Raw genomic sequence first — 18,471 nt, 5'->3', positions numbered from 1 at the left:
TTAACCCTCCTTAATATGTCTTACTATTATTTTGTTTGATTCAACTTTCGCTACCTTTACCTTTTGTCCAACCTCAATAAATATTCCCTCAGTTATTACATCCAGTATCTCACCATCTATCTCAATTTTACCAGATGGTCTTAAATCTGAAATAGTTATTCCTTCTTTGTTTAAATAGATGTTATTATCCTGTGATGGAATATATCCTTTTTCAACATTGAGTGTTGTACTTAGAAATAAAGTCTTATACATTTTTCTCTTAGGAAGTTTTTTTAGTATATAGATTAAAGCAAATATACTTACTGTGAACGAAATAATTATAACAACAAAAGCTTGCATCATATTACTAGAAGCCATTATTATACTAAATATAATACTTCCTATTCCAATGGTACCAAATATTCCAAACCCAGGAGCCATAGCCTCTATTATAAGTAGAACAATACCTATTCCAAATACAAATACAGTTGTACTTGTGGAATTTCCTGTATATATAGATCCCATAAAGAATAATGAAAATCCAATAATACTTATTATACCACCAAATCCAAATCCTGGTGTTAAAATTTCTAATATCATACCTATAAATCCTAAAGATAGTAAAATAGGCGCAATATATGTAGATGTTATTATATTTCTAAAAAGCCCAGACATCTTAATAGTCGCATCTTTTTGAACATAATTATCTATATTTAAGTCATTGTAAATTTCCTTATTTGTGGAAGCTACTCCATCTATAAATTTTATTTCATCTGCTTTTTTAGTAGTTAAATTCAGCAACTTCCCTTTATTAACTAAATCTTTTATCTTTATATCCTTGTCCGCCATTGCTGCCACAACTTCAGGATCTCTTCCTTTTTGTTCCGCTACGGCTTTAAGTTGCGATGTCCAATATGATATGTTTTTTTCCGTATTAGGTATTGTTTCAGCTGAACCTATGGTAGAATAATCATTCATATATATATAATCACACGATATAGATATCAATACCCCTGCCGATTCTGCCTTTTTATTTATATAAGCTATAGTAGGTGTATCCTGTTCTATTATTATATCACTTATATCAACAGCCGAATCTACTCGTCCTCCATAAGTATCTATATCAAAGAGTATATAATCTGCATTTTTTTTATTAGCTTCATCTACCGACTCTTTTATATAATGATACATCCCCTTATTAACTTCACCCTCAACATCAATTTTATATATTATTTTTTGCGAATCAGCAAATCCTTTATATGGTAATATTAAAATCATCATAAATAAAACTAATACTAATTTCCCTATTTTTTTCAAATTCCCACCTTCTTATCAATTAAGTATTTTATCCACTTTCTTTTCCAAATCGGATAGACAGAATGGCTTTATTATATAATCGTCTGCTCCCTTTTCATAGCAATCGTCTATATCTTCCTGTTTACAATTGCAACTCAATATAAAGACCTTTGTATGCTTATCTTTTTTAGTATTCTTTATATAATCGCAGATCTCACAACCATCCATACCAGGAAGCGTATAGTCTGTTATAACTAAATCAGGCTTGAAACTTTCATAAATTTTTATTCCATCATTCCCATCGTGACTATATTCTACATCATAATTATTCACAAGTCTATCCTTTATAATTCTAACTATCATGTTAGAGTCATCTATTAACAATACTTTTTTCTTAGTATATTCCTTTTCCAAATAAGTTATCATTCCTCTTCCTTCATTTTTTGAAATATACAAAGCTTTGTCAGCACGATCAAGAGCCTCATTTATAGGTTCATTTTTAGAAGTGGTTGTTATTCCAGCACTAAAAGATATTTTTATATTATTTCCTCGGTAATTAATATTTTTCTTCATTATATTATCTAAACATCGCTGCATTACATTACAAACTTGTTCTTTTCGCAAATTCTTAAATAAAATTAAAAACTCATCCCCTCCAAAACGATATATCTCATCTTCTTCTCTGAGAGATTCTTTGAGCTCATTCACAAGTATACTTAATGCATAATCTCCAGCTAAATGACCATATTTATCATTTATACTTTTAAAATAATCAAAATCTATAAATGCTATAGATATTCTTCCATTATATTCAATACTGTTTTCTATACTTTTAATCTTTTCATTGAAAAAATCTTTATTGTATGCTCCCGTAAGATTATCTTTGCTTATTTTTCCATTATAATGATCAACTTTTTTTAATATATTTTCTATCCTAACAATTAATTCCTCAATTTGAAAGGGCTTAGTTATATAAGCCTCTGCCCCCTCTTTTAAAGCTCTTATTCTATCTCTAACTATATTTTTAGCTGTTAAAAATATTATAGGAACATTTATATTCTCTTTTTTAACTTGGTCTAATAATTCAAACCCATTTTTATCCGGCATCATAATATCTAATATCATGAGATCAATTTTTTGATTATTTAGTATGAAAATAACATCTTTAGCGCCTAAACATTTAATAACATTATATCCCTGCTTTTTTAATATATTTTCTAATAAAGACAATAAGTCTACATCATCATCCACTATTAATATTGTCTTATTTTTATTATCTTCTTTTATATTTTCCTGTATATCATTATTGGAATTATTAAAACATTTTTTATTTCTAATACAATTAATTTCTTTGTAAATACAGGCTAATCCATTTAATATTTCTCCAAAATACTCATTACATAAATCACCCTTATAGTTTTCCAAATACGACTCATAATGTGATGCTATATCGCATAATTCATTTAATTCGAACATTGATGCAGTCCCCTTTATATTATGAAAAAAACGATATATTTTTTTATACTCTTCTAAGCCTTTATTCAACCTATATTTCATTAGTATTATCATGGTTTTGTCTAGTTTTTGCCTTTGATTATTCAAAAACATATATATAGCATCCTCAATCAAAAACTGTGAATGTATCAATGGTCTCTCTCCCCTTTTTTAAGTTTACCTTATTAATAATTCTCCAAATGTATACATGATTCCTTTTAAATAAGTAAGAATCCCAATAAATTGGGATTCTTACTTATTTAAAATCCATGTATAATAATTTAAAACAGTTGCAAACATCAGCCATAATACATAAGGTATCATCAAAATTCCTGCAACTTTATCTATTTTATAAAACTTAAGAGTAGTTATAATAACAAATATTAAAAGTAATATAATCCATATTAACGCAAATCCTCTAAGTCCTAAATTGAAGTAAATTATTGGCCATAAGAAATTCAATATAAGCTGTATAGCATAAAATTTCAGTGCACTTTTAACTTCCCTTCTATCATCTCCATATTTCCATACTCTATAAGAAGCAATTCCCATAAGCACATATAAAATAGGCCATATTATTCCAAATATATAACCAGGAGGAGCAAACGATGGTTTAATTAAATCTTTATATAATTCCATAGAATCCATAGTTATGTAACCACTTAAACCACCTACTAATAGAGGTATTAATATACTTATTATAAGCTTTTTTATATTTCTCAAGTCTATTATCATATACACCACCCTTTCTTATATATTTATATGTATAGTATACACCGTTTATACGTTGTTTTTTAGCTTCATGGAATTTTCCAAAATAAAAAGACTAAAGCATCTGCTTTAGTCTTTTAAATCTATTGTAAGTGTTTTTTAACTAATTCATTTACAATTTTTCCGTCAGCTTTTCCTTTTACCTTAGGCATAAGGGCTGACATTACTTTTCCCATCTCTTTCATTGAAGAAGCTCCGATTTCCTTTATAGTATCTACTACTATAACTTCTATCTCTTCTTCACTCAATTGAGCTGGTAAGTAATCTTTAAGTATTTCCATTTCTTCTTGTGTTTGAGATATAAGATCTTCTCTACCTGCTTTTGTGAATTCTTCAAGTGCATCTTTTCTTTGTTTCATTTGCTTAACAACAATATCAAGTACACCTTGCTCATCAAGTTCAACTCTATTATCTACCTCATACTGCTTAACAGCAGCTCTTATAAGAGTTATAACAGATTTTTTCACTTGATTCTTTTCCTTCATAGCAAGCTTCAAATCATCCATCAACTTTGCCTTAAGAGACATTCTCTCCACCTCTTATTCACTATCTTCTCTTGCTAGCTTTTCTCTTAGCAGCTTCAGACTTTTTCTTACGCTTTACGCTTGGCTTATCGTAATGCTCTCTTTTTCTAACTTCAGATAATATTCCAGATACAGCACATTGACGCTTAAATCTCTTAAGAGCACTATCTAAAGTTTCGTTATCTCTTACTTTTATTTCTGACATTCTTCTTCCCTCCCTCCAATACCAGCAATCCTGCTATAACTATAGCTACGATCATAAACTTGGCTTACTACAGGGTTTTAATACCATACCAAATCATTATAAACCATTTCCTCATTTTTTTCAAGTACTTTTTAGTCATATATACCAACTATGAGAATTAATTTTTAATTAATATATGATATTAAACACTTAAATATTTAAAATCTAACTAAATCGACTTATGGCCAATTTAAAGTCTTTCCACCAATTATGTGATAATGAATATGCTTGACTTCTTGACCTGCATTTTCTCCACAATTGTTTACTATTCTAAATCCATCTTCTTTAAAATTCATATCATCAGCAATTTTATTTATAATCTTATGAATATGAGCTACTATCTCCATTTCATTATCTTGTATATCAATTATAGATTCATAATGCTTCTTAGGTATAACTAATATATGCACAGGTGCTATAGGATTTATATCTTTAAAAGCTAATACCTTTTCATCTTCATATACTTTATTCGATGGTATTTCTCCATTTATTATTTTACAAAATATACAATTTTCCAAAGTGTACACCTCCATAATGTAATCTAAATATTATATACTCTATTTTAAGCCAAAATTCCTTCTATGAATCCATCTTTTGTATTATTTAAATTAACATTCACTATTTTTCCCTCTATATGATCATCAGATTTAGCCAAAACTCTAATATAATTAGATGTTAGACCTTCATAAAATCCATTTTCAAGCTTGGCTTCAAATAATACAGATACAGTACTATTTAAAAATTCATCCATAAATTTCTTGTTATTTTCATTAGATAAACTCATAAGTTTTTCACTCCTTATTTGCTTAATCTTAGGATCAATTTGATCCTTCATAGTAGCAGCTGGAGTTCCTTTTCTAGGAGAATATTTAAATACATGCATTTGAGAAAGCTGTATTTCTTTTAAAAACTTATATGTTGTCTCAAATTCATCCTCAGTTTCTCCTGGAAATCCTACAATTACATCTGTAGTTATGGCTACATTTTTTATTTTTTTTCTAAGATTCTTTACAATATTTCTATACTGTTCCGTATTGTATTTTCTATTCATTCTTTTTAAAGTTTCATCACATCCACTTTGAAGAGACAAATGAAAATGCGGACATATTTTTTCCATAGAAGATATCTCATCTATAAATTCATCAGTCATCATAAGAGGCTCAACAGAACTTAATCTTATTCTTTCAATTCCATCTATTTTGTGAATTTCTTTTAATACATCAAGTATATTAACATCCCCTAAATCTTTTCCATAAGATGCTACATGAATACCTGTTAATACTATTTCTTTAAACCCATTAGAAGCTAGATCTTTTACTTCACTTGCTATATTATCCAACAATCTACTTCTAACTGGTCCTCTTGCGTAAGGAATTATACAGTAAGAACAAAATCTATCGCATCCCTCTTGTATCTTTAAAAATGCTCTAGTCTTTCCTCTAACCTCTTTTATTTGCATTTCTTCAAATTCCCTAACCTTCATTATATCATCAACCGTACTTATTTTATCCTGTTCATTTATACCCTCTATAATTTCTACTATTTTATTTCTATCATTAGTTCCCATAACTACATTCACTTCTTCTATATCAAGTATTTCCTCTGGAGCTACTTGAGAATAACAACCTACGACTGCAATTATAGAATTAGGATTTATTTTTTTAGACCTTCTTATGAATTGTCTTGATTTTCTATCGCTCATATTAGTTACAGTACACGTATTTATCACATATATATCTGCATATTCTTCATGGTCTACAACTTCATAAGAAGCTTTTTTAAACAGTTCTGTCATAGCCTCTGTCTCATATTGATTTACTTTACATCCTAATGTGTAAAATGCTACCTTATTCAATACTACCCTCTCCTTTTAGATGGGATAGTTCATAAATAACTATTGAAGATGCTACTATTGAAGCAGTCTCTGTTCTTAGTATTCTAGGTCCTAAGCTTATAGACGTAGCTCCTATATCTTGAAGCATGTTTATTTCTTCTTCATCAAATCCACCCTCTGGACCTATAAATATGCCTACCGAACTTATATTAGATTTTTTTATAGCGTCCTTTATAGATTTTGAATTTTCTTTTTCGTATGGAACTATGTTGATACTATTTTCTTTCATATCTAAAAGAACCTCTTTGAAACTTAAAGGACCTTTTATTTTTGGAATAATACCTCTTTTACTTTGCTTAGCCGCCTCATAAACTATTCTTTCCCATCTTTGAATTTTCTTATCTTTTTTATCTTCAAGTTTTGCAACACTTCTCTTTGTTATAACAGGTATGATTTCACTAACCCCTATCTCTGTTAACTTTTGAAGTATTAGATCCATCTTTTGCCCTTTTGGAAGCCCTTGATACAACTTTATTTTAATATCACATTCTCTTTGAATATCTACCGATTCTATTATACTTAAAAATACTTCTTTTTTTGTTATATCTGTTATTTCACATATATATTCATTGTTGTTTTTATCACATATTTCAAGTTTTTCTCCAATATTACATCTTAGAACTTTTGATATATGCTTTACATCATCACCTTGTATTAAGCATTCTTTTTGTTCTAAATTTATATTATTAGAATCAACAAAAAATCTATCCATTCTTACTCACCCTTTTTAGATACAATAGCTGCCCATTCTCCCATAGTATTAACTTCTAAAATTTCAAAGTTATTCTCTATAAGAGCAGCTTTAACAAATTCTATTTTATCAAGTATTATACCTGATGATATGAATAATCCATCCTCATTTAAGAAATTAGAAACATCCTTTGCAAGTATAGCTATAATATCAGCTATAATATTAGCAACTACTATATCCGCTTTTTCAGTAACAACATTCATTAAGTTACCATATCTTATTTCAACAGAAGAATCTACATTATTCAATTCTGCATTTTCTTTAGAAACCTTAACCGCAACCTCGTCAAGATCTACACCTATAGTTTTTTTAGCTCCAAGCTTAGCCGCTGCAATAGATAATATACCACTTCCGCATCCTATATCAAATACTGCATCTTCCTTATTTACTCTTTTTTCTAATTCTCTTATACACATAGTTGTAGTTTCATGAGTTCCCGTACCAAATGCCATACCTGGGTCAAGCTCTATTACTATATCACCTTCGTTTTTCTCATACTCTTCCCATGTAGGTTTTACAACTATTTTTTCTCCAACTTTAGCAGGCTTATAATATTGTTTCCACGAATTAGCCCAGTCCTGTTCATCAACTTCAGTTATATTAACGCTACCTTCTCCTATATTTATTCCATACGTTGGAAGTAGTTTGATCTTTTCTCTTACCATTTCAACTTCTCCAACGATATTTTTTTGTTCATTTAGATAGGCTTTTATTATAACCCCTTCATACCCTGTATCAAATACATTTTCTTCTATGTAGTCCCAAGCAATTTCTTCTTTATCTTGAAATAAAAAATCATTAGGATCTTCTATTACTACACCGCCCACTTCACACTCATAAAGAATACTTGTAACCGCTTCAACCGCTTCCGTAGTAGTTTTTATTGTAACTTCAATCCACTTCATAACGATACCTTCCTTTTATATAATTATTTTTTCCAATTTAACTGTAGTAATTATTATACAGCAATTCAAGACAAGAATCTACACAAAATATCATGTGTCCTATTTTTCATAACTTTTCTCTTCTAAATATATTCCTATTATCAACAATAATAACTTTGTATATACAATATAGCAATTAAGATATATAAGCCAATCAATTGTTTTTTGTTTTTTTAATAAAATGAATAACTATGTATATATTTACAAATAATACATTTGAATTTATACAATAATTCCATTATAAGCAAAAGGTAGGTGAAACCATGAAAATTAAAATAAACGAAGATGAAAAAAAAGATTTTGAAAAACTAGACGAAATAATAAACCAATACAAAGATGAGAAAGGTATGCTTATTAATATTTTGCAAAAATCACAAGAGCATTTTGGATATTTACCAGAAAAGGTACAAACATATATATCCCAAGAACTCGATATACCAATTTCAACTATTAACGGTGTTGTAAGCTTTTATTCTTTATTTTCACAAGAACCTCAAGGAAAATATACTATAGGAGTTTGCCTTGGAACTGCTTGTTATGTAAAAGGTGCCCAAGATATCTTAGACGCAATAAAAGAAGAGCTACATATAGATGTAAATGAAACCAGTATGGATAAATTATTTACTTTAAAATCAACACGATGTATAGGTGCTTGTGGACTGGCTCCAGTTATAACTATAAATGATGAGGTGCATGGAAGAGTATCTCCTGCTGATGTCCCTTCTATATTATATAAGTATCTCAAAGAGCACAAAGATTCAAATACTTTAAATTAGGAGGTGACTTTATTGAATTTTAAAAAATTAAATTGTATTAACGATTTAATACAATTAAAAGAACACGAACTTAAATCTATAAATATAAGATTTAAAGATGAAAGTGTAGAAAAAGAAATAAATAAATATCATATATTAATTTGCGCAGGAACAGGTTGCACATCATCTAAAAGTGATCTTGTAAGACGAAAACTTGAAAAAGAGATAAAAAAAAGAAATTTACAAAATGATGTTAAGGTATTTAAGACAGGTTGTTTTGGGTTTTGTAAATTAGGTCCAATACTAGTGGTTCATCCAGATAGAACCTTTTATGTTCAAGTATCTCCTGATGATGTAGATGATATTATAAATGATCATATTCAAAACGGGAAATTAGTGGATAGACTTTTATATCACTCACCTAAAAATGATGAAGTTCAAAAAACTATTGATGAAATAGATTTTTTCAACCACCAAATGCGAATAGCTCTTAGAAACTGCGGTCTTATAGATCCAGAAAATATAAATGAGTATATAGCAATGGATGGTTATATGGCTTTGGCAAATATTTTAAAAGACAATACACCACCTAAGGATATAATTGAGGAAATAAAAAAATCTAAACTTAGAGGTCGTGGTGGTGGTGGTTTTCCAACAGGAATCAAATGGGAATACGCAGCCTCCTATAAAGATGATTCAAAATACGTAATATGTAATGCTGATGAGGGCGATCCAGGTGCATTTATGGATAGATCCATACTAGAGGGAGATCCTCACAGTATAATAGAAGCAATGACTATAGCAGGATATTGTATAGGTGCTAATCAAGGATATGTATATGTAAGAGCTGAGTATCCAATAGCAGTTGAAAGACTAAAAATAGCTATAGAGCAAGCTAAAGAAGTAGGTCTTTTAGGTCAAAATATATTGGGATCCTCATTTAGTTTTGATTTGGATATAAGACTAGGTGCTGGAGCTTTTGTTTGTGGTGAAGAAACCGCTCTTATTCAATCAGTTATGGGTCTTAGAGGAGAACCTAGACCTCGCCCTCCATTTCCCGCTGAATCTGGACTTTGGAGTAAGCCTACATTAAATAATAATGTTGAAACCTATTCAAATATCCCAATAATACTTCTAAAGGGTGCCTCTTGGTATACAGGTATTGGAACTGAAGATAGCGCAGGAACAAAAGTATTTGCTCTAGCTGGCCAAATAAATAATACAGGTCTTATAGAAGTTCCAATGGGAACAACTCTTGAGACAATAGTTTTTGATATTGGTGGTGGAATCAACCATAATAAAAAATTTAAAGCCGTTCAAACAGGTGGCCCATCAGGAGGGTGTATACCTGCTGAATTATTAGATACAAAAATGGATTTTAAATCTTTAACAGATATAGGATCTATGATGGGTTCTGGAGGTATGATAGTAATGGATGAATCCGACTGTATGGTTGATATTGCTAGATTCTATCTTGAGTTTGCACAAGAAGAATCATGTGGAAAATGCATTCCATGCAGAATAGGTACCAAACGACTTTTAGAAATATTAACTAAAATAAGTGATGGAAAAGGTGAAATGAAAGATTTAGATATATTAAAAGAACTTTCATACGATATAAAAAATGCCTCTTTATGCGGACTTGGTCAAACTGCCCCTAACCCTATTTTAAGTACACTAAAATATTTCGAAGATGAGTTTATATCCCATATAGAGGATAAAACTTGCCCTTCTGGGGTTTGTAATAATCTATTGAAAGTTGTTATTTCAGATGAAAAATGTGTTGCTTGTGGAATTTGTGCTAAAATATGTCCAGTAAACGCTATTTCAGGTCAAGTAAAAAAACCGCCTTTCATTATAGATCAAGATACTTGTATTAAATGCGGGGCATGTATTCCAAAATGTCCAGTAGATGCAATATATAAAAAATAAAGGCAGGTGAAATTTATGAAAAATACTAATGAAAATAGTGAAAGTGTAATGGTTAATATAACCATAGACGATATAGATTATCAGGTTCCAGAGGGCATTTCTGTTCTTGAAGCTGCTAGAATGGTTCACATTGAGATTCCTAGTTTATGCTATCTAAAAGGCATCAATGAAATAGGCGCTTGTAGAGTATGTGTCGTTGAAATAGAAGGTATTAATAACCTTCAAGCTTCTTGTGTATATCCAGTGCGAGAAGGCTTAAGAATTAAGACCAATACAGAAAAGGTTAGAAAAGCTAGAAAATCAGCAGTTACATTGCTTCTCTCAAATCACCATAGAGAGTGTTTAACCTGTGTTCGCAATTTAAACTGTGAGCTACAAAATTTAGCAGATAATTTAGGTATTAGAGACATACCCTATACAGGAGAGATGCAAGATTATGGATTCAATGACAACAATCCTGCTATACAAAGAGATTACAATAAATGTATAAATTGCAGAAGATGTATGGCAGCATGTAATACTATACAAGATTGTAATGTATATTCTCCTCTAAATAGAGGTCTTGATACTATAATAGCACCTGCTTTTAAAAAAGATTTAGCTGATGTAACTTGCATAATGTGTGGTCAATGCATACTTGCATGTCCTACAGGTTCTTTAAGTGAAAAAGAAGAAATAAGCAATGTTTGGAGAGCCATATCAGACCCACACAAAATAGTTATAGCTCAAACTGCCCCTTCTATACAGGTAACAATAGGAGAATCCTTTAATATGCCAATTGGTAAGCTTGTAACAAAACAACTCGTTACCTCACTTAAACGACTTGGATTTGACAAAGTATTTGCTACTGATGTTACAGCTGATTTAACAATAATGGAAGAAGGTAGTGAATTAGTTGATAGACTAGTAAACGAGCCTGAAAAACTCCCTCTTTTATCATCTTGCTGCCCTGGTTGGGTCAAATTTGCAGAAAACTTCTATCCAGAACTTTTAGATCATCTATCATCTACTAAATCTCCTCATGAAATGTGTGGTGCATTAACAAAGACTTGGTATGCAAAAAAATATAATATAGATCCAAGTAAGATAGTAACAGTAGCTATAATGCCTTGTACTGCTAAAAAGTATGAAGCTTCAAGACCAGAGATGACTTCAGATGGATTTAGAAATGTAGACCACGTTCTTACAACTAGAGAATTAGTTAAAATGATAAGAGAAGTAGGTATAGATTTTGCAAATTTACCAGATAGCGAATACGATGAGCCTTTTGATCAATTTAGCGGTGCTGGTATGATATTTGGAGCAACAGGAGGAGTATTAGAGGCTGCTGTTAGAAGTGCTCATAGATTGATTACAGGAGAAGAGATGTCAATTCCTGATTATGAAGAAGCCAGAGGGCAAAGCGGTCTAAAATATGGAACTGTAAAAATTGGAGATAAAACTATTACAATTGCTATAGCCCACGGTACAAAAAACGCTAGAATAGCTATAGAAGATTTTAAATCAGGTAAGAAAAAATTCGATTACCTAGAAGTTATGGCCTGTCCCGGAGGATGTGTAGGCGGTGGAGGTCAACCAATACTCGCTAATAGAGATTATAAGTATATCTCATTAAGTTACAGACATAATAGAGCTGACACTTTATATAATATTGATAAAAGTAAAATTATAAGACAGTCACACAACAATCCAAGAATACATCAAATTTACAAAGAATTCCTAGGAAAACCTCTATCTGATGTATCTCATAAGTATCTTCATACAACCTTTACCCCTAGAGGAAAGTATCCTTATTTAGATAGCGAAAATCAAAAAAAATAAACAGCTGGTATATAACACCAGCTGTTTTCTTTTTAATATATTCTATTTAAGTAAATCTTTCATTTTATCAAAGAAGTTTTTACGTTGCTCATGAACCTCTTCTCCACTTTCTTTTGCAAATTGTTTTAAAAGATCTTTTTGGTTTTCTGAAAGTTTTTTAGGAACCTCTACTACAACTTTTACATACTGATCTCCTCTTGTTTTAGATCTAAGTCTTGGTATACCTTTTTCTCTTAGTCTAAATACAGTTCCTGTTTGAGTTCCCTCAGGTATCTTATATTTAACCTTACCATCAAGAGTAGGTACTTCAACCTCATCTCCAAGAGCAGCTTGTGCAAATGTTATAGGCATTTCACAGTATACATCATTTCCATCTCTTTCAAATAGTTTATGAGGTAATACATCTATTACAACATATAAATCTCCTCTTGGACCTCCTCTTAGGCCTAATTCACCTTCTCCAGAAAGTCTTATTGCAGAACCATCATCTATTCCTGCAGGTATCTTAATATTTACTTGTTTTTTCTTGTTTACTTCACCTTTACCAGAACATTTAGAGCAAGGCGTTTCTATTATACTTCCACTACCTGAACAAGCATGACAAGGTCTAACGTTCATCATAGTTCCAAAAGGAGTTCTCTGAGCTTGTTTTACCTCACCTGAACCGCCACAAGTAGGACAAGTTTTTTTAGATGTTCCTGGTTTTGCTCCTGTTCCAGAGCATTCATCACAGCTTTCACTTCTATTTATAGTTATTTCTTTTTCAATTCCAAATGCAGCGTCCTCAAAAGAAATAGTCATTCTATATCTAATGTCAGACCCTCTTTCTGGTCCATTTCTTCTTCTTGATCTTCCGCCTCCAAATATGTCCCCAAACATATCTCCAAATATATCTTCAAATCCACCGAATCCAGATCCATTAAAGTCGAATCCGCCATGGCCTCCATTTGCTCCAGCATGACCAAACTGATCATAATTTTGTCTTTTTTGAGCATCCGAAAGAACTTCATAAGCTTCATTTGCTTCTTTAAATTTATCCTCAGCTTCTTTATTATCTGGATTTCTGTCTGGATGATATTTCATAGCAAGCTTTCTGTATGCCTTTTTCAATTCCTGGTCTGAAGCACCTTTTTCAACACCTAGCACTTCATAATAATCCCTTTTACTCAACTTATATCACCGCCCATATCATAATAATAGCTTGTGACTTTATTTGCCACAAGCTATTTGTATTATTTTTCGTCATCAACAACTTCATAATCTGCATCAACAACATTATCGTCCTTAGGACCTTCTTGACCTGCATCTCCTTGTGCTTGTTGATCTGCAGCTGCTTGTTGATACATCTCTTGAGAAACTTTATGGAATTTAGTCATTACATCTTCAGTAGCCTTCTTAAGTTCTTCTGAAGTTGCATCCTGCTTCTCTTTAACCTCTTTTAGGTTTTTAATAGCGGCTTCTATTTCTGTTTTATCATTTGCAGAAACTTTATCTCCTAATTCATTTAAAGTCTTCTCTGTTTGATATATAGTAGATTCTGCATTATTAACAGCTTCTATCTTTTCTTTTCTTTCTTTATCTTGTTGAGCATTCATCTCTGCTTCTTTAACTTTTCTTTCTATCTCTTCTTCTGAAAGATTTGTATCAGATGTAATAGTTATTTTTTGCTCTTTACCTGTTCCCATATCCTTAGCTGAAACATGAACAATACCATTTGCATCTATATCAAAAGTAACTTCTACTTGAGGTACTCCTCTTGGTGCTGGTGGAATATCTGTTAATTGGAATCTTCCAAGTGTAGTATTGTCAGTTGCCATAGATCTTTCACCTTGAAGAACATGAATATCAACAGCAGTTTGATTATCAGCAGCTGTAGAGAATACTTGAGACTTCTTAGTTGGTATAGTAGTATTTCTTTCTATTATCTTAGTTAATACTCCTCCTAAAGTTTCAATTCCAAGAGATAAAGGAGTAACATCTAAAAGTAATAAATCTTTAACTTCTCCAGTTAATACTCCACCTTGAATTGATGCTCCTACAGATACACACTCATCTGGGTTTATTCCTTTATGAGAATCCTTACCTATAAACTTTTTAATACCTTCTTGAACAGCTGGTATACGAGTTGATCCTCCAACTAATAATACCTTATCTATTTCTGATGGATTAAGACCAGCATCTGCTAATGCTTTTCTTGTTGGCTCCATAGTATTTTCTACTAATTTAGCTGAAAGTTCTTCAAATTTAGCTCTTGAAAGATCCATATTTAAGTGCTTTGGTCCAGTAGCTGTTGCAGTTATGAATGGTAAATTTATGTTTGTAGTCATAACACTTGAAAGCTCTTTTTTAGCCTTCTCAGCAGCTTCTTTTAATCTTTGAAGACTCATCTTATCAGCTCTTAAATCTACTCCTTCTTGATTTTTAAAGTCCTCAGCTATATAGTTTATTATAACCTCATCAAAATCATCTCCACCTAAGTGGTTGTTTCCATTAGTAGCTAGAACTTCGAATGCTCCATCTCCAATTTCAAGTATAGATATATCAAAAGTTCCTCCACCTAAGTCAAATACTAATATTTTTTGATCTTCATTAGCTTTATCAAGACCATATGCTAAAGCTGCAGCAGTTGGCTCATTTATAATTCTCTTAACTTCAAGTCCTGCTATTCTACCAGCATCCTTAGTTGCTTGTCTTTGAGCATCTGTAAAATAAGCTGGAACAGTTATAACAGCTTCTTTAACAGTCTCTCCTAAGTGTGCTTCTGCATCAGATTTTAACTTTTGAAGTACCATAGCTGAAATTTCTTGTGGGCTATAATCTTTTCCATCTATATTAACTTTATAATCAGTTCCCATATGTCTTTTTATAGACATTATAGTTTTTTCAGGATTAGTAACAGCTTGTCTTTTTGCAGGCTCTCCTACTATTATTTCACCATCTTTTCCAAAAGCTACTATAGATGGAGTAGTTCTTAATCCCTCTGCATTAGTTATAACAGTTGGCTCTCCTCCCTCAAGTACTGATACACATGAATTAGTTGTTCCTAAATCGATTCCTATTACTTTGCTCATATCTATATCCTCCTTTTAAATTCAATATTATATTTATCTATTTTGATACTTTAACCATTGCTGGTCTTATAACTTTGTTTGTAAATTTGTATCCTCTTTGTAATACATCTACAACTTTATTAGCTTCTACTCCTTCTATTTCATCTTGAAGTACAGCATAATGATAATTTGGGTCAAAATCACACTCATCAGTTTGTATTTCTTCTACCCCAAACTTATTAAAAGTATCTACTAATTGTTTTAATACAAGCTCTACACCTTTGTAAATACCACTTTCTTTTTCATCTTCAGTTGAAGAATCAATAGCTCTTTGCATATTATCCATTACTGGAAGTAATTCTGTTATTATCTTTTCATTTGCAAATAAGCTTATATCACTTTTTTCTTTTTCTACTCTTCTTCTATAATTGTTAAAATCTGCTTGAAGTCTTTGTAATGAATCTTTAACTTCTTCTAGTTCTTTGTCTTTAGAATCTATATTTTCACAAGATTCTCCTGTCTCTTGTGATTGGTCATCATCTTGTTCAATCTCTTGGTCCATTTCATTTTCAAGTATTTCTTTTTCTTTCAAAGCTTTCACCCCTTAACAAACTATATTACAGCTTTTTCTCAATAGATTTTTTCAGTACTTCTCCTACACAATTGACTATAGAACACATCTTAGAATAATCCATTCTAGTAGGTCCAATAATACCTATTTTCCCTATAACTATTCCATCTATATCACAAGTAGCTGTTATAACACTGCAATCCTTTATTATATTGTGATAATTATCACTACCTATAACTATATTGAGATGTTCTTTAGTTATACCTTTCGTGTTCAATATATTTGCAACCATCTGCTTTTCCTCTAATACATTTAGAAAAGCTTTGGCCTTTACTATATCATTAAATTCTGGAAAATTGAATATATTGGTTACGCCATTTAATAAAACCTCTAAATCATCGGTTTGGGATAAATTATAATATATTCCATCTAATATATTATCCAAAAGGTTATTATAATTTAACATTTGAGAATTTACATATTTTATAAACTCTTCATCCAAATCTCTCATTGTCTTACCAGTAAAATGCTCACTTAACATTTTAGAGATTATATTAATTTTTTCTTCATTCATTTGCATCTTATGTTTTATTAAGGTATTTTTAACAACACCTTTATCAGTTATTATAATGAGTAAAATGCTATTTTCATTAACATATACTATTTGTAAATGCTTTATTTTAATTTCACTAGCCTTCGGTGTTAATGCCAGCGATGTACAATTAGTAAATTTCGAAAGAAGCTTTAGAGTATCTTCTAATAAATATTTAACTTCACCCATATTTTTTATTATAGATTGCTTTATAATTTGTCTTTCTGGGTCTGTTAAATCATCTTCACTCATCAAGCTATTTACATATAGTTTATATCCTTTTTCAGATGGCACTCTACCAGAAGAGGTATGTGGCTGAATTAAATAGCCCATTTCTTCTAAGTCAGACATCTCATTTCGTATTGTAGCTGCACTCACTCCTAATTCATACTTTTTTGATATGGTTCTAGATCCTACAGCTTCAGCATTCTCAATATAATCCTTTATTATTGCCTCCAGTATTTTTCTTTTTCTTTCAGTTAAACTCACAAGAATCACCTCTTTGCTGTTAGCACTCACCACATCCGAGTGCTAAAAACCTTATGCATTTAAAATACCACTATTATTCAATTTTGTCAAGATTACTTTTTCAAAAATTCTATAAACACTTTATTGCTTATATCTATTCCTTTATGCGTCAAGCACATTTTAGAGTTTTCAAGTTTTATAAGACCTTTATTTTTTAAAGATTCTACTTCACTTTTATATATTTTCATAAAATCCACTTCAAATTTTTCATTAATTTTTTCTAAATCTATGCCTTCATTCATTCTAAGCCCCATAATTATTTTTTCTTCCATCATATCTTTTTTATCAAGCTTCTCTATATTTTCTACAGGCAATTCATACTCTTTTAGTTTTTCACAATATGTTTTTATATCCTTATAATTTGAAAATCTTTCTTCATTTAAATAAGAGTGTGATCCAGGTCCAAGGCCTAAGTAGTGACCACATTTCCAATATAATACATTATGCTTACATTCCTTCTTATCTTTTGCATAATTTGAAATTTCATATTGATTATATCCATTTTCTTTTAAATAATCTCTTGTATAATAATACATTTTTAAATATAATTCTTCATCTATTATTTCTAATTTTCCTTCATCATATAATCTTCCAAATACCGTCCCATCCTCTATTATAAGAGAATATGCAGATATATGAGTTGGATTTAGCTTAACAACATCTTCAAGTGTTTGTTTCCACTCATCAAAAGTTTGATTAGGAAGAGAAAACATCAAGTCTACATTTATATTCTCAAATCCAATTTCTCTTGCTATTTCAAAATTCTTTTTAAATTCTTCATATGAATGTATTCTACCAAGAGACTCTAAATGTTTTTTATTACTAGATTGAAGACCCATACTAAGTCTATTTACACCTGCTAAATACAAAATCTCTAATTTTTCTTTAGTTAAAGTTCCAGGATTTGCTTCAATACTTATTTCAGCACCATCTGATATATTAAAGTTACTGTGTATATTATCTATTAACAACTTAAGCTCTTCACTTTCTAAAATACTCGGAGTTCCCCCTCCTATGAATACAGTTGAAAAACAATCTTTATCAAATTTTTTAGAGTAAAGATTCATTTCAGTTATTATTCCTTCAATATATTCTTTCTTATCTTCTTCATTTAATTTAAAAGAATTAAAATCACAATAATTACACTTTTTTATACAAAAGGGTACATGTACATAAAGTCCTTTTTCCAATATAATTCCTCCTAATAAAAAAATTCGTCTACTCGCTCCGCGGTGACTCATGTCGCCAACGATCCCTACGGGCTCCGTTGCTTAAAAATAGTTGCAAGTATAGTTCTTTAACCAATGTTATCCATACATTCAAAA

At 30.6% G+C, this 18,471-nt stretch carries 17 protein-coding genes; 3 read left to right on the top strand and 14 right to left on the bottom strand.

Annotated elements, in window-relative coordinates; translation table 11 throughout:
- From P4S50_RS05795 to prmA, 9 genes are all read right to left on the bottom strand, one after another.
- Positions 1–1,296 (bottom strand): NfeD family protein, encoded by a 1,296-nt coding sequence (locus tag P4S50_RS05795; RefSeq protein WP_277733680.1) that lies wholly within the window; start codon positions 1,294–1,296, stop codon positions 1–3.
- Between the two features lie 15 nt (positions 1,297–1,311).
- The gene (locus P4S50_RS05790) at positions 1,312–2,922 is read right to left on the bottom strand and encodes a response regulator (protein WP_277733679.1); all 1,611 of its coding nucleotides are present in this window, start codon (positions 2,920–2,922) and stop codon (positions 1,312–1,314) included.
- A gap of 99 nt (positions 2,923–3,021) precedes the next feature.
- The gene (locus P4S50_RS05785) at positions 3,022–3,504 is read right to left on the bottom strand and encodes a TspO/MBR family protein (RefSeq protein WP_277733676.1); all 483 of its coding nucleotides are present in this window, start codon (positions 3,502–3,504) and stop codon (positions 3,022–3,024) included.
- 119 nt (positions 3,505–3,623) lie between these two features.
- Positions 3,624–4,067, bottom strand: coding sequence for a GatB/YqeY domain-containing protein (locus P4S50_RS05780; protein WP_277733675.1), 444 nt, complete (start codon positions 4,065–4,067; stop codon positions 3,624–3,626).
- Positions 4,068–4,086: 19 nt separating this feature from the next.
- Positions 4,087–4,269, bottom strand: a complete 183-nt coding sequence (gene rpsU, locus P4S50_RS05775) for a 30S ribosomal protein S21 (protein WP_277733673.1) — start codon at positions 4,267–4,269, stop codon at positions 4,087–4,089.
- A 218-nt stretch (positions 4,270–4,487) separates the two neighbouring features.
- Positions 4,488–4,826, bottom strand: coding sequence for a histidine triad nucleotide-binding protein (locus P4S50_RS05770; protein WP_277733672.1), 339 nt, complete (start codon positions 4,824–4,826; stop codon positions 4,488–4,490).
- Between the two features lie 44 nt (positions 4,827–4,870).
- The gene (gene mtaB / locus P4S50_RS05765; protein WP_277733671.1) at positions 4,871–6,163 is read right to left on the bottom strand and encodes a tRNA (N(6)-L-threonylcarbamoyladenosine(37)-C(2))-methylthiotransferase MtaB; all 1,293 of its coding nucleotides are present in this window, start codon (positions 6,161–6,163) and stop codon (positions 4,871–4,873) included.
- Positions 6,156–6,914 (bottom strand): 16S rRNA (uracil(1498)-N(3))-methyltransferase, encoded by a 759-nt coding sequence (locus tag P4S50_RS05760; protein ID WP_277733669.1) that lies wholly within the window; start codon positions 6,912–6,914, stop codon positions 6,156–6,158. Before P4S50_RS05760 ends, mtaB begins: the two co-directional genes overlap by 8 nt.
- A gap of 2 nt (positions 6,915–6,916) precedes the next feature.
- On the bottom strand, positions 6,917–7,858 hold the full coding sequence (gene prmA, locus P4S50_RS05755) for a 50S ribosomal protein L11 methyltransferase (protein ID WP_277733668.1): 942 nt from the start codon (positions 7,856–7,858) through the stop codon (positions 6,917–6,919).
- A 302-nt stretch (positions 7,859–8,160) separates the two neighbouring features.
- Here prmA and P4S50_RS05750 point away from each other — a divergent pair, with 302 nt between their 5' ends.
- The 3 genes from P4S50_RS05750 to P4S50_RS05740 are packed head-to-tail and all read left to right on the top strand — an operon-like array spanning position 8,161 to position 12,405.
- Positions 8,161–8,673 (top strand): NADH-quinone oxidoreductase subunit NuoE family protein, encoded by a 513-nt coding sequence (locus P4S50_RS05750; protein ID WP_277733667.1) that lies wholly within the window; start codon positions 8,161–8,163, stop codon positions 8,671–8,673.
- A gap of 12 nt (positions 8,674–8,685) precedes the next feature.
- Positions 8,686–10,584, top strand: coding sequence for an NADH-quinone oxidoreductase subunit NuoF (locus tag P4S50_RS05745; protein ID WP_277733666.1), 1,899 nt, complete (start codon positions 8,686–8,688; stop codon positions 10,582–10,584).
- Positions 10,585–10,599: 15 nt separating this feature from the next.
- The gene (locus tag P4S50_RS05740; protein WP_277733665.1) at positions 10,600–12,405 is read left to right on the top strand and encodes an NADH-dependent [FeFe] hydrogenase, group A6; all 1,806 of its coding nucleotides are present in this window, start codon (positions 10,600–10,602) and stop codon (positions 12,403–12,405) included.
- A 42-nt stretch (positions 12,406–12,447) separates the two neighbouring features.
- Here the strand turns inward: P4S50_RS05740 and dnaJ are convergent, their stop codons facing one another.
- The 5 genes from dnaJ to hemW all read right to left on the bottom strand — a co-directional run bounded on the left by dnaJ (position 12,448) and on the right by hemW (position 18,336).
- Positions 12,448–13,575 (bottom strand): molecular chaperone DnaJ, encoded by a 1,128-nt coding sequence (gene dnaJ, locus P4S50_RS05735; protein ID WP_277733664.1) that lies wholly within the window; start codon positions 13,573–13,575, stop codon positions 12,448–12,450.
- A 62-nt stretch (positions 13,576–13,637) separates the two neighbouring features.
- Positions 13,638–15,476 carry a molecular chaperone DnaK gene (gene dnaK, locus P4S50_RS05730; protein ID WP_277733663.1) on the bottom strand — a complete coding sequence of 613 codons (1,839 nt, stop codon included), beginning with the start codon at positions 15,474–15,476 and terminating at the stop codon, positions 13,638–13,640.
- Positions 15,477–15,513: 37 nt separating this feature from the next.
- Positions 15,514–16,056 carry a nucleotide exchange factor GrpE gene (grpE, locus tag P4S50_RS05725; protein ID WP_277733662.1) on the bottom strand — a complete coding sequence of 181 codons (543 nt, stop codon included), beginning with the start codon at positions 16,054–16,056 and terminating at the stop codon, positions 15,514–15,516.
- A gap of 16 nt (positions 16,057–16,072) precedes the next feature.
- Entirely contained in the window at positions 16,073–17,107 is a 1,035-nt protein-coding gene (gene hrcA, locus P4S50_RS05720) for a heat-inducible transcriptional repressor HrcA (RefSeq protein WP_277733660.1), read from the bottom strand.
- Between the two features lie 92 nt (positions 17,108–17,199).
- Positions 17,200–18,336, bottom strand: a complete 1,137-nt coding sequence (gene hemW / locus P4S50_RS05715; RefSeq protein ID WP_277733658.1) for a radical SAM family heme chaperone HemW — start codon at positions 18,334–18,336, stop codon at positions 17,200–17,202.
- Between the last annotated feature and the right edge of the window lie 135 nt (positions 18,337–18,471).

The organism is Tepidibacter hydrothermalis (assembly GCF_029542625.1).
In the GTDB taxonomy this organism is placed as follows: domain Bacteria; phylum Bacillota; class Clostridia; order Peptostreptococcales; family Peptostreptococcaceae; genus Tepidibacter_A; species Tepidibacter_A hydrothermalis.
This window is presented reverse-complemented; position numbering and strand designations above follow the sequence as displayed.

Coding starts and splice junctions, on each gene's coding strand:
- prmA (WP_277733668.1), bottom strand. CDS start 7,858: ATGAAGTGGATTGAAGTTACAATAAAAACTACTACGGAAGCGGTTGAA.
- P4S50_RS05785 (WP_277733676.1), bottom strand. CDS start 3,504: ATGATAATAGACTTGAGAAATATAAAAAAGCTTATAATAAGTATATTA.
- dnaK (WP_277733663.1), bottom strand. CDS start 15,476: ATGAGCAAAGTAATAGGAATCGATTTAGGAACAACTAATTCATGTGTA.
- P4S50_RS05780 (WP_277733675.1), bottom strand. CDS start 4,067: ATGTCTCTTAAGGCAAAGTTGATGGATGATTTGAAGCTTGCTATGAAG.
- P4S50_RS05760 (WP_277733669.1), bottom strand. CDS start 6,914: ATGGATAGATTTTTTGTTGATTCTAATAATATAAATTTAGAACAAAAA.
- rpsU (WP_277733673.1), bottom strand. CDS start 4,269: ATGTCAGAAATAAAAGTAAGAGATAACGAAACTTTAGATAGTGCTCTT.
- P4S50_RS05740 (WP_277733665.1), top strand. CDS start 10,600: ATGAAAAATACTAATGAAAATAGTGAAAGTGTAATGGTTAATATAACC.
- P4S50_RS05750 (WP_277733667.1), top strand. CDS start 8,161: ATGAAAATTAAAATAAACGAAGATGAAAAAAAAGATTTTGAAAAACTA.